Origin of the sequence: Sporosarcina psychrophila, from assembly GCF_001590685.1 — a bacterium.
GTDB classification, from domain to species: domain Bacteria; phylum Bacillota; class Bacilli; order Bacillales_A; family Planococcaceae; genus Sporosarcina; species Sporosarcina psychrophila.
In genome coordinates, this window is the sequence record NZ_CP014616.1 from 2060380 (window position 1) to 2073185 (window position 12806).

At 37.6% G+C, this 12806-nt stretch carries 12 protein-coding genes and 1 pseudogene; 12 read left to right on the plus strand and 1 reads right to left on the minus strand.

Going from position 1 to position 12806, the window contains the following annotated elements; translation table 11 throughout:
* Positions 1-19: 19 nt before the first annotated feature.
* From AZE41_RS09810 to AZE41_RS09835, 7 genes and pseudogenes are all read left to right on the plus strand, one after another.
* Positions 20-1045 carry a Gfo/Idh/MocA family protein gene (locus AZE41_RS09810; protein WP_067208662.1) on the plus strand — a complete coding sequence of 342 codons (1026 nt, stop codon included), beginning with the start codon at positions 20-22 and terminating at the stop codon, positions 1043-1045.
* A 22-nt stretch (positions 1046-1067) separates the two neighbouring features.
* Positions 1068-2036, plus strand: a complete 969-nt coding sequence (locus AZE41_RS09815; RefSeq protein WP_067208664.1) for a sugar phosphate isomerase/epimerase family protein — start codon at positions 1068-1070, stop codon at positions 2034-2036.
* A gap of 150 nt (positions 2037-2186) precedes the next feature.
* Entirely contained in the window at positions 2187-3227 is a 1041-nt protein-coding gene (locus AZE41_RS09820) for a Gfo/Idh/MocA family protein (RefSeq protein ID WP_067208666.1), read from the plus strand.
* A gap of 92 nt (positions 3228-3319) precedes the next feature.
* Positions 3320-3703: pseudogene (locus AZE41_RS22140) on the plus strand (sugar phosphate isomerase/epimerase family protein); the annotation flags it as partial.
* Between the two features lie 485 nt (positions 3704-4188).
* Entirely contained in the window at positions 4189-5271 is a 1083-nt protein-coding gene (locus tag AZE41_RS09825) for a Gfo/Idh/MocA family protein (protein WP_067208668.1), read from the plus strand.
* Positions 5272-5371: 100 nt separating this feature from the next.
* Positions 5372-6355 (plus strand): Gfo/Idh/MocA family protein, encoded by a 984-nt coding sequence (locus tag AZE41_RS09830; RefSeq protein WP_067208670.1) that lies wholly within the window; start codon positions 5372-5374, stop codon positions 6353-6355.
* 245 nt (positions 6356-6600) lie between these two features.
* Entirely contained in the window at positions 6601-7356 is a 756-nt protein-coding gene (locus AZE41_RS09835) for a sugar phosphate isomerase/epimerase family protein (RefSeq protein WP_231885830.1), read from the plus strand.
* A 62-nt stretch (positions 7357-7418) separates the two neighbouring features.
* Here AZE41_RS09835 and AZE41_RS09840 read toward each other — a convergent pair whose 3' ends face one another.
* Positions 7419-8402, minus strand: a complete 984-nt coding sequence (locus AZE41_RS09840) for a LacI family DNA-binding transcriptional regulator (protein ID WP_067208676.1) — start codon at positions 8400-8402, stop codon at positions 7419-7421.
* 354 nt (positions 8403-8756) lie between these two features.
* Here AZE41_RS09840 and AZE41_RS09845 point away from each other — a divergent pair, with 354 nt between their 5' ends.
* The 5 genes from AZE41_RS09845 (at position 8757) to AZE41_RS09865 (ending at position 12389) form a co-directional block, all read left to right on the plus strand.
* Complete coding sequence (locus tag AZE41_RS09845; protein WP_067208678.1) at positions 8757-9842, plus strand: Gfo/Idh/MocA family protein; 1086 nt, start codon at positions 8757-8759, stop codon at positions 9840-9842.
* 254 nt (positions 9843-10096) lie between these two features.
* Positions 10097-11065 (plus strand): sugar phosphate isomerase/epimerase family protein, encoded by a 969-nt coding sequence (locus AZE41_RS09850; protein WP_067208680.1) that lies wholly within the window; start codon positions 10097-10099, stop codon positions 11063-11065.
* 276 nt (positions 11066-11341) lie between these two features.
* Positions 11342-11569 (plus strand): hypothetical protein, encoded by a 228-nt coding sequence (locus AZE41_RS09855; RefSeq protein WP_067208682.1) that lies wholly within the window; start codon positions 11342-11344, stop codon positions 11567-11569.
* Between the two features lie 71 nt (positions 11570-11640).
* A complete protein-coding gene (locus AZE41_RS09860; RefSeq protein ID WP_067208685.1) occupies positions 11641-11853 on the plus strand; it encodes a hypothetical protein in 213 nt (70 codons plus the stop codon).
* Between the two features lie 8 nt (positions 11854-11861).
* A complete protein-coding gene (locus AZE41_RS09865; RefSeq protein ID WP_197485389.1) occupies positions 11862-12389 on the plus strand; it encodes a DDE-type integrase/transposase/recombinase in 528 nt (175 codons plus the stop codon).
* Positions 12390-12806 lie beyond the last annotated feature (417 nt).

Below are 12806 nucleotides of genomic sequence, written 5' to 3' on the forward strand. Positions count from 1 at the left end.
CACAAGAGGAGTGAAACAAATGACAAAATTAAGAGTTGCTGTTATTGGATGTGGAAGTATTGCTAAAAATAGACATTTAGGAGAATTTAATAGCCATTCCGGAGTAGAAATTGTCGCAGTCTGTGACATTATCGAAGAAAGAGCACAAGAGATTGCACTACAATATGGAGCAAAAGCTTATACTAGCTATGAAAAGTTATTTGAAGTGGAAAAGCCGGATGCAGTGAGTGTTTGTTTACCAAACTATTTACATGCTCCTGTTTCCATTGCTGCTTTACAAGCGGGCTGTCATGTCTTATGCGAAAAACCGATGGCAACATCGAGAGTTGAAGCTACGGAAATGATTGAAGCTGCAAAAAATAATAATAAAAAATTAATGATCGCGCATAATCAACGCTTTGTAGCATCGCATGCTAAGGCCCGAGATTTAATTGCAAAAGGTGAGGTAGGTAAAATCTATAGCTTCAGAACTGCATTTGGACATGGCGGGCCTGAAGGATGGAGTGTTGACGGTAAAGACAGTTGGTTCTTCAATAAAGAGCAAGCCTTTATTGGTGCGATGGGGGATCTTGGCGTACATAAAGCTGATTTGCTTCGCTACTTACTTGGTGAAGAATTTGTCGAAGTAGCTGGTTTTATTGAAACAAGTGCGAAAGAAAATACAGATGTTGATGATAATGCCGTTTGTATTTTGAAATCTGAAAGCGGTGTGATTGGAACACTTGCAGCTAGTTGGGCTTATACGGCAAAAGAAGATAATTCCACGATTATCTATGGTGAACATGCTACATTACGTCTAGAAGATGATCCAAACTATTCGTTAATTGTTCAGTATAAAAATGGTGAAGTCGTTAACTATGAATTAGGTGGAATTCAGTCTAATGCCGAAGGTGGTCAAACAACAACACACATCATCGAACATTTTGTGGACTCGATTGTGCAAGATACTGAACCACTCATTAATGGCGAGGAAGGTATGAAGTCATTAGAGGTAATTCTGGCTGCTTTGGAATCAATGGAAACAAAACGATTTACCAAAATTTGACTAACCATTGGAGGTACGATTCATGAAACTAGGCGTATTTGCAGTTTTATTTTCACAAATGCCATTTGAAGAGATGCTAGACTATGTAAAAGATGCAGGTTTACAAGCAATAGAAATTGGAACGGGTGGAAATCCAGGGGATGCCCATTGTAATGTAGATGAGCTACTTGCAAGTGAGGATAAACGGAAGGCGTATCTTGATAAAATTCAGTCCCGCGGATTAACGATTAGTGCGTTCAGCTGTCACGACAATCCAGTTTCTCCAAATAAACAAGTCGCACAAAACGCTCATGACACATTCGTGAAAACGGTTAAACTAGCACAGTTATTAAATGTGCCCGTTGTCAATACATTCTCAGGAACGCCGGGATCACATGAGGGCTCAAAACATTCAAACTGGCCGATATCTCCATGGCCAACAGAGTACTCGGATATTTATAACTGGCAATGGGAGCAAAAACTCATTCCTTACTGGAAAGAACAAGGGAAATTTGCGGAAGATCACGGTGTAAAAATAGGGATTGAGCTTCATGGTGGGTTTTCAGTACATACACCTTATACCCTGTTGAAATTAAGAGAAGCAACTTCACCGGCCATTGGAGCCAATTTGGATCCAAGCCATCTCTGGTGGCAAGGGATCGATCCGGTTGCGGCTATTAAAATTTTAGGGAAAGAAAATGCCATTCATCATTTCCATGCCAAAGATACTTTTATTGACCAGGACAATGTGAACATGCATGGCTTAACAGATATGCAACCCTACGGAGATGTGCAATCTCGCGCGTGGACATTTAGATCTGTCGGATGTGGGCATAGTATCCAAGATTGGTCGGATATGATGAGTGCATTACGCACATATGGCTATGATTATGTTGTGAGTATTGAACATGAGGATCCGTTAATGTCAGTTGATGAAGGGCTTTCACGTGCAGTGACGAATTTGAAATCTGTAATGATAAAAGATCAGCCTACTGATATGTGGTGGGTGTAACAAACGGAAAAAAGTTGCGTTGTATGAGGTAGATTTTCATGCAGCGCAATTTTTTTGACGAGTAAATTAATGCATGTATTCATATAGTAGACCTGTATTGAATGATCAACAACAACTTATAGACAATCCAAAACGAAAAGAGTGTTATGAATGAGTGTATTGAGAGTTGGAATCATTGGTGCTGGGGGAATTGCAAGTGGTGTACACATCCCTAATTATTTGAACAGCGGGTATAAGGTGGAAATAGTCGCTATTGCTGATGTTGTAGAGGAACGTGCACAACAAGTTGCAGAACAATTTACAATTCCTCATGTCTTTACTTCCTATAAAGAAATGCTTAAGAACGTAGAATTAGATGCGATAAGCGTTTGCGTGCCTAATAAATTTCATGCAGAAGCCACGATTGCTGCGCTTGAGGCAGGTTGTCATGTGTTGTGTGAAAAACCACCGGCAATGACTGTGGAAGAAGCACAATTGATGGTAAAAGCGGCTAGCGATTCAGGGAAAATTTTAACGTACGGTTTCCATTATCGCTATCGACCTGAAGTAGAAATCGCAAAATCGTTTATTGATGCTGGAGAAATGGGCGATATTTACTCAGCACGCATTCATGCTATCCGTAGGAGAGGTATTCCGGGTGGGGGGGTATTTACGAATAAGGAATTACAAGGCGGTGGTCCGCTAATCGATATTGGCGTTCATATGCTAGATACCGCGCTCTATCTCATGGGCTATCCAGAGCCTGAAGTTGTATTGGGGAAAATCCATCAACAAATTGGCCATAAAAAAGGAGTAGGGCTGTTTGGTGAGTGGGACTTTGAAAACTATACAGTAGAAGATATGGCTGTTGGTATGGTGACATTTAAAAATGGAGCTACCTTAACTTTGGAAACTGCTTTTGCTGCAAATGTCGAAAAAGATGAGACGATGCAGGTTTCCTTGATGGGGAATAAAGGGGGAGCTGATATTTTCCCTTTGAAAATTTATCAAGAGAAATACAACACATTAATCGATAGTACTCCTGCTTATCTACCAGAAGTAAATGGACATCAACTTGAAATCAATCAATTTGTAGCGTGCTGTTTGGAAGACAAGACCCCATTAAGTACGCCAGAACAAGGGTTAATCATTCAGAAAATCGTGAATGCTATTTATGAATCTGCGGAAACTGGGAAAGCGATAGAGTTTTGAAAAACTATTAAAGAGAATGAAATAAAAATGTTGTCAAATATGGCGCTCATTATCTTTAATTTGAAAAATAATGAGCTTAAGTATAATCACCGGCTATTGGAACCAATTTGGATCCAAGCCATCTCTGGTGGCAAGGGATCGAACCGGTCGCGGCGATTAAGATTTTAGGGAAAGAAAATTGCATTCATCATTTCCATGCCAAATATACTTTTATTGACCAGGACAATGTGAATATGCATGATTTAACAGACATGTAGCCATACGGGGATGTTCAAACACACTCATGGACATTTAGATCTGTTGGCTGTGGGCGCATAGTACCCAAGAATGGTTCGATATGATGAGTGCTTTATGAACTTATGGTTATGAGAAGGTTGTAAGTATTGAACATGAAGATCCGTTAATGTCGGTTGTCACCTGCAGTAAAAAATTTACAATCTGTAATGATTAAAGGCCAGCCTTCGGATATGTGGTAGGTGTAAAGTATGGAAAGTTGTGCTGTATGAGTTTTCTATTTATACAGTACAACTATTTTTAGTAGAATTGAAGGTAACTTTAGTGTCGCATCAATTCATACTTCCGATAATAAATCGAGAGGAACTATATCGCAACAATGAGTGAGACAAGAATTTTGTATTCAATTACTCTAGTTGACAATCTATTTATTTCATGTAGAATGAAAATGCAGGCAATTCAGTCTAGGTATTTTCGAAAGGAATGTAATCGTTATCATTTTAGGTGATTAATAATTTTTCGATGTCATTTGTAATGACATAACATTGAAAGTGTGAGGAATTCCAAATGACTACTAATGAATTGGTTACTCAATGATTTCATAACAATCTTTTTTAATGAAATGTAATCCATTTCATTTCATTAATCTTTAAGCGTATATCATGTTTATTTTGGGTAGAAACAATCTTTTTAATAAAAAAATGATAATAACTTAGGAGGGATTAGAATGGTTGGAAAGTTGAAACTGGGTATTGTTGGTTGTGGGGGAATTGCAAACGGCAAACACCTCCCAAGCTTAAGTAAACTAAAGAACATTGAGCTTGTTGCATTTTGTGATATAGAACTAGATAAGGCTGAAAAAGCAGCTAAACAATATGGAACTGAAAATGCTAAGGTTTATGAGGATTATCAAGAATTATTAAAAGATGAATCAATTAATGTTATTCATGTTTTAACTCCAAATATCTCTCATGCAGAAATTTCAATTGCTTCAATGGAAGCAGGGAAGCACGTTTTATGTGAAAAACCGATGGCAAAAACATCTGCCGAAGCTCGTGAAATGCTTGAGGTCGCTAAACGTACTGGTAAAAAGCTCACAATTGGTTATGACAATCGCTTTAGGCCTGATAGTCAGAGTTTGCATAAAATCACAAGACGTGGCGACCTAGGAGACATTTACTTTGCCAAAGCACATGCAATTCGTAGACGTGCTGTGCCGACTTGGGGAGTGTTCCTCGATGAGGAGAAGCAAGGTGGCGGTCCGCTAATTGATATTGGGACACACGCACTTGATCTAACACTATGGATGATGGATAATTATAAGCCGAAATCTGTAATGGGTAATGTTTATCATGTATTGGGTAAAAACGGAAATGCTGCAAATGCTTGGGGACCTTGGGATCCTGAAAAATTCAAAGTTGAAGACTCTGCATTTGGCTTTATTACAATGGAAAACGGTGCAACAATTACTTTAGAAGCAAGTTGGGCATTAAATACACTTGATGTTGATGAAGCTAAATGTTCACTAAGTGGTTCAAAAGGTGGGGCAGATATGAAAAATGGTCTGCGTATTAATGGAGAAGATATGGGCAACTTGTATACTAAAAATGTAGAATTAGGTGCTGGTGGTGTTGCTTATTATGATGGCGCATCAGAAAGTAATGCCGATCTTGAAGCGCGTTTATGGATTGACTGTATTATTAATGACACAGAACCAACAGTTAAACCAGAAGAAGCTTTTGTTGTGACGCAAATTCTAGAAGCAATTTATGAGTCTGCTAAAACTGGTAAAGCTGTTTATTTCGACTAATAAGTATTTTTATTAAAATGGCGAGATTTGGAAGTGAGTACATTTAGGTTATGGAGTACTTATGACTTAAATATAAAATATAGAAAAGTGAGTGATGAAAATGATTAAAGTAGCCTTATTAAGTAGATGGCATGTACACGCGGATGACTATGCTGGTAATGTTAAAGAAAACGACAACATGTCGATTGAAGTTGTCTGGGATGAAGAAGTCGAACGTGGAGAAGGCTGGGCAAGAGAGCTAAATGTTCCGTTTGAACAAGATTTGCAAGCTGTTTTAGCAAATCCAAATATTGACGCAGTCATCGTAAATACATCAACAAATATGCACAAAGAAGTTATCATTGCTGCAGCGAAACATAAAAAACATATTTTCACTGAAAAGGTTTTAGCATTTACGGTTCAGGACGCTGAAGAGATATATGCAGCTGTTCAAGAAGCTGGCGTCAAGCTAATGGTTTCTTTACCGAGACTAACTGATAACAACTTCCTGTATGCTGAGAAATCAATCAATGAAGGTTGGATAGGGAAAGTTACAATGGTTCGTTGTCGTTTCGCTCATAACGGTGGCGTAGCTCCAGAAGGACAGGAAAATGGATGGTTGCCTGCACGTTTCTTTGATAAGGAACAAGCTGGTGGGGGAGCTATGATTGACCTTGGCGCACATCCAATCTATTTGACGAATCGCTTAGCTGGAAAAGCAGCGGGTGTTTATGCACGTCTTCATAAAGCAAACAGTACAACTGTAGATGATAATTCTGTACTTTTAGTAGATTATGAGTCGGGAGCTCTTGGCATTATTGAAACAAGTTTTGTGTCAAATGGCAGCCCGTTCCAGTTGGAGGTATATGGAACGGAAGGGACGTTACGCATTAGTGATGATAAAATCCACATCAATAGTGCCAATGTAAAATCACAAGAATTAACAGAAGTATTACCGGCATTACCAATGCCAATGGTGCAGTGGATTAATGCGATTAAAACAGGGGAAACGCCAACGATTACGAAAGAAGATGTCATAAATTTAACATTAATTAATGAGGCAGCAGTGAAATCTCATGATGAAGGACGTCGGATTGAGTTATAAAAATTTCTAAGTAAAGTTTTCAATATATTATTTTACGGCACTGAAATAGCTAGTTACATTGATTGGTAAGAAGAAATGAAATATTAGTTTGTTAACAATTGGAGTACATTGCCTGCAAACTTTTTAATAAACTAGGTGTATAAAAAACTTTCTTGCCATTCCCCTTTTTTTCATATTCAAGGGGCCAATTCACATGTTACATGAATTAAGTGAGTGGACGGAAATTAAAGGAGGAAAAAGTATTGGTGAAGTTAGGATTACAATTGTATTCAATTAAAGAAGCAGCTGAACAGGATTTACTTGGTGTACTTGGGAAAGTTGCAAGTATGGGGTATGAAGGTGCTCAATTTGCAGGTTTCTTTGACCATACTGCAAAAGATGTAAAAGCTAAAATGGATGAAGTAGGAATTAAGCCAGCAGGTGCACATGTTCAAATTGAGGAATTACAAGATGATCTTGATGGCTTACTAAATTATCATGAGGGAATAGGTAATCGTCTACTGATTTGTCCATATCTACCAGAGAATATGCGTACAACGGAGGATGACTATAGACGAACAGCTGAATTGTTTAATAACTTAGGTGAAAAATTGGCTAAAGCAGGTTTTTCATTTGGTTATCATAATCACGCATTTGAGTTTGAATTATTTTATGGGAAATCCGGTTTTGACCTATTATATGAAAATACAAATCCCCAATATGTAAAAATGGAGTTAGATTGTTTTTGGGCTGCACATGCAGGGAACAGTCCAGTTGAAATAATAGAAAAATATGCAGATCGCTGTGTTTCATTACACATTAAAGATCTAAAGCATGTTAATGGCGATCCTATTTCAACTGAAGTTGGCACAGGTACACTAGATATTTCCCGGTTGATAGAAGCGGGTAGAGAACATAAAGTGGATTGGTTTGTTATTGAACAAGAAGACTTTACAGGTGACCCAGTAGAAAGTGCAGCACAAAATGCAAAAGAGTTAAAGAGAATTAGTAAATACGCATAGACATGAAATAAGGTTGTGCAAGTATAACAATACTTCTACAACCTTTTTGCGTAATTTCTGTATTATGTTGATTCGCGAATAACCAATTCGTGATCTAAGACAACACTTTTTACTTCTTTACCTTTAATTTTATCAATAAGCATAGTCGCTGATGTAGACCCCATTTTATATCCTGGTTGTGAAATCGTAGTTAATGTTGGATGGGTCATGTTAGAGAAACTAATTTTATCAAACCCAATGAGAGCAATATCATTTGGAACATGAAATCCATTTGTATTTATTTCCTTTAGAGCACCGATAGCAAGTATATCAGATACGGCAAAGACAGCGGTTGGTCTCTCGGTTACAGTTAAAAGATGACGCATTGCTAGCTGTCCTTGTTCAAATCCCAGACTATCCGTATTATAAATCCAATCTGGGTTAATCGGCAAGTCGAATTCCTTTAAAGCTTTCTCAAATCCTTGCCGGCGTTCACGTGCATATAAATACTTCTTATGTGAATTGATGAGAGCGATTTTTTTATGCCCAATTTTAATTAAATATCTTACTGCGTGATAAGCGGCTAATTCATTATTAATCGTCACATATGAAATACTGCCATCTTCATCATATTCACTACATTGGACGACGGGGTATTTACTAGCAAGTTCAAGCAATTTAGCTTTATTAACGGTCGGATCCATTGAAATGATTCCGTCAGCTAATCTACTTTTAAGTAGATTAAAGTAAATATCTTCTCTATTTGGACTGGAATCAGTTGCGCAAAGAAGAATATTATAGCCTTGTTTAATTGCAATATCTTCAATCCCATTTATAATCTCCGTGTAAAATGGATTTGAAATGCTTGGGATGAGTGCAAGAAGTAATCTACTTTCGGATGTTCGTAGGTTCCGTCCAAGTACACTAGGTTCATAATTCAGTTTAGTTATAATATTTTGAACCTTTAATCTAGTCTTTTCAGTAACAATACTAGGGTTATTTATTACTCTTGAAACAGTTGCAACAGAAACGCCAGCTTGCTCAGCTACTTCTTGGATTGTTGGCATTAATTCACCTCATTTTCATTTTATGAAATTCAGTAATCGTTTACATTTCATAAAGAAAAGTATAGCACAAAATGAAAAGGAATGTATCGATTGTACTACGTAAAAAAAACGCGCTATTTATAATGAATATTTAGAATGTTATCAGATTTCCTGCTGGACATTAAAACACAGGTCAAGTAAACTAAATTCGATGATCTTTATCTATTTACTAGATTTCACTATATATGTTGAAGTATTAAATGCGGTATATAGATCCAGCGAAGGCATCCCCTAAGCGCTGAAGCAGTATTTAATGGAATCTTTCATTCAACGTATTTAGGATAAGAATTATAAAGTGTATTGGAGGAGTAACTGATGACTAAAGTTATTAAAATCGGAATTATTGGTAGTGGTGGAATTGCAGTTAGTCATGCGAAGGCTTATCTAGATATGGATGATGTTCAGATTGTCGGAGTAGCAGATGTTGTACCAGGAAAAGCACAGGAATTCATTAATGAATTAGAAATCGTGAGTGCTCAGGCATTTGAAGACCATAAACAAATGCTCGATATGGATATAGATGGCGTTAGTATTTGTACACCAAATTTTGCTCATCATATGACAAGTATTGATGCATTACATGCGGGGAAAAATGTACTTGTTGAAAAGCCTTTATCAGTTACCCTTGATCAAGGAATAGAAATGGTTCAAGTAGCGAAAAAGACTGGGAAAATGCTCACTGTTGGTTTTCAACCCCGATATGATCCAAACATGCAAACAGTAACAAATATTGTTAAGTCGGGGAAACTTGGAGATGTCTACTATGTAGAAGTAGGGGGTGGCCGTCGCCGTGGCATGCCAGGTGGTACGTTTATCAATAAAGCATTGGCAGGTGTAGGAGCTATGGCTGATATTGGAACTTATTCTCTTGATTTAGCACTAAATGCATTAGGTCATCCGAAACCATTAACAGTCTCTGCCTATACATCAAATCATTTTGGAACAAATCCTATGTATCATCCGCAAGCAGATAAGTTTGAGGTAGAAGATTTTGGTGTTGCCATGATTCGTTTAGAAGGTGGGATAATTCTTAACTTTAAAATATCTTGGGCAATGCATATGGATACACTTGGACCAACAATTTTCCTAGGGAAAGATGCAGGGTTAAAGTTAACGCCGGCTGGCAGTGGGCCATGGAGTGGGGTGTGGGATGGAGGACTTGGATCAATTAATATGTTCCATGATATAGATGGCCATCATACAGAAACAGCGATTCCTGTACAATCACATGACATCAATATTTTCGATGCGAAAATTCGTGATTTTGTTGTTGCATTAAAAGAAGATAAACCTGCACCAATTCCAGGTGAAGAAATCCTATACAACCAGGCAATCCTCGATGGTATATTCAGGTCTTCAGAAATAGGGAAAGAAGTAGAAATTCATATTCCTGAATTTTAAGTTGGCCCTACTGTTTAGACCAATTGTCAAAGAACTCAAATGGAAAACAGATTGCTTGTATCTTAACGTAAACGGATGGAAGCAATCTGTTTTTTATGAATGCTAGATGAAATAGGAGATTAAACACTATATTGATAAATAACCGCATTACTAAATTACTAATATTATAAATGTAATCGTTTACAGTATTTCGTGATTTTATTTACAGTTAAGTGGACTTGAAATTACAACTAGAAATTGGAGGGAAAGTAATTATGAAACTAGGCATATTTACAGTGCTATTTTCAGAGAAGACATTCGAAGAAATGCTAGATCATGTCCAATCAGCTGGATTGCAAGCAGTAGAGATTGGTACAGGGGGATATCCTGGGAATGCCCATTGTAATTTGGATGAACTACTTGCAAGTGAGGAAAAAAGAAAAGACTATCTTGATCAAGTTCATTCACGTGGTTTAACGATTAGCGCATTTAGTTGCCATGGTAATCCAATTTCTCCGGAAGTAGAGTTTGCAAAGTCTTCTGATGATACACTAAGAAAGACAATAAAACTTGCAAATTTACTAGATGTACCTGTTGTTAATGCATTTTCAGGAACACCTGGTGACCATGAAGAAGCAAAATATCCAAATTGGCCTGTAACCCCATGGCCAACAGAATATAGTGATATAGTAACATGGCAATGGGAAGAAAAACTGGTTCCCTATTGGAAAGAAATCGGACAACTTGCAGAGGAAAGTAATGTTTTGATTGGTCTAGAACTACATGGTGGATTTTTAGTTCATACACCACACACAATGTTAAAGTTAAGAGAATTAACTTCTCCTGCTATTGGTGCAAACTTGGATCCGAGTCATTTATGGTGGCAGGGGATAGATCCGGTCGCAGCGATTAAGATCTTAGGTAATGAAAATGCAATTCATCATTTTCATGCCAAAGATACATTTATTGACAGGGGGAATGTGAACATGTATGGCTTAACAGATATGCAGCCATACGGGGATGTGAAAACACGTTCATGGACATTCCGTTCTGTCGGTTGTGGGCATAGTATCCAAGAATGGTCAGATATGATGAGTGCTTTACGCACATATGGCTATGATTATGTTGTGAGTATTGAACATGAGGATCCATTAATGTCGATTGATGAAGGTTTTTTACGCGCAGTGAAGAACTTGAAGTCAGTATTAATAGAGGATCAGCCTACGGATGTGTGGTGGGCATAAGTAATACAGCATGTATTTTTATGACCATTTATTAATGGGTTTACGATCTCAGTAATAATTAACGCACTTACTATATATGTTGAATTGAATGATGCTTCGGCTACCCCTGTTAGGAGCCTATTATCCCAGTGCTAGTGAACAGCCCCCCTATAATAGACATTTTATATACTTACCTAACTAACTAGACTGTCCGAAGTGGAGAATTTTTATGAATCTTTTTTTAAAAAACCTCAAGGTCAAAGTAATACTGAACAGAAACTCTATGCGGTAAAGTAAGTGCTAGAAAATAAAAGGCGAAAAAAAGAAGTAGCTACAGAATTAGGTGTTTCCTTAGGATCGATTAACATCTGGATTAAACCATGTGATTCTCCAAATATAAAACCGTTACACCTATTGATTGTTGGGGATGTCCCTGAACTAAAGGCCGAACTGAAACGTTTATGGGCTGTTGAAAAGCAATGTCAAGACCAACAATTGGAGATAGAAATTCTGAAAAATTTCTAGGCCCTTTTTAAGGAGAACGATTAAGTAAACAATATGAAGTCATATCTGCCTTAAGAAGGGAATATACGTTTATGATTTTATGTAAGGTGCTAGACGTAGTAAGGAGTGGGTATTATGACTACTTTAATCGTCTGGTAAAACCCATTTCGAGCCGAGAACTTAAAGATGTAAAGATGATTCAAGACCTCTACGACAAGAGTGGTGGTACTTATGGTGCGAAGCGAATAGCTGGAGGACTAGGTACAAAAAGAACATTGTTAACCATAAGCGTTTCTCAAGACTGATGAAGGAAATGAATACTAAATCTAAAATTCGGGCTGTGAAATCTGAAAAAGTGGAAAAAATCAAATGCCCGGGCTTCATACCTTCAAATCTTCTTGAGCGTCATTTTGACGCCACGCTACCGAATCTTAAGTGGGTAACGGATATGTCTGACCCTGTCGTTAATCATGTGAAGTTCTATTTCTCAGCCATATTGGATCTATACAACCGTGAAATCATTGCCTTCGTTATCAGTGATAGCCCAAATCTAATACTGTTCGAAGATACACTTAATGCGGCGATTGAAGCTAGAGGTTTAGCTGATTTGAAAAACATCATTATCCATTCCGATCAAGGAAGTGTCTATCGTTCTTTCAATCATCACCAATTATCGAAGAAACTTGGCTTCGTCTCAAGTATGTCACGGAAGGCGAACTGTCGTTACAACGCTGTTGTTGAGAGGTTTTTCTCTCATCTCAAGACAGAATTTCCGCATTTATTCCCTGTCGATTCGGCCGAACAGGTGATGGGGGATTTACCAGTTCATCAACTACTTTAACAGTGAACGTAGCCAAAAACGGCTGGGTTATTTGATGCCGATTTCATTTATGGATGAAAATATCGAAGCAATTTAACGAACAATTATAGACTGTCCGAAAATAGGGGGCTTGACCAGAGGTACTTACACAATTGGAGCTCTTTGAATTGTGTAAGTAACGGGCACGGGATTCAATAATCCAGCAAAAGAATAATAAATTAAGAAATTCGGAGTAAGTAGATTGAATGAGTTATTCGAAGCACACTTCGAAACTTATACAGACAACAGATGATTAACAAGTATATATTATTGACAATACCGCAGCTGATCAGTGGTGTTTTTTATATACGGCTAAAATTTTTTCAGAGGTTGTTAGTTTAGTATCATCATATCGGTTAATCACACGTTTCAGATTGATACCCTCTCCCTACCATAGAT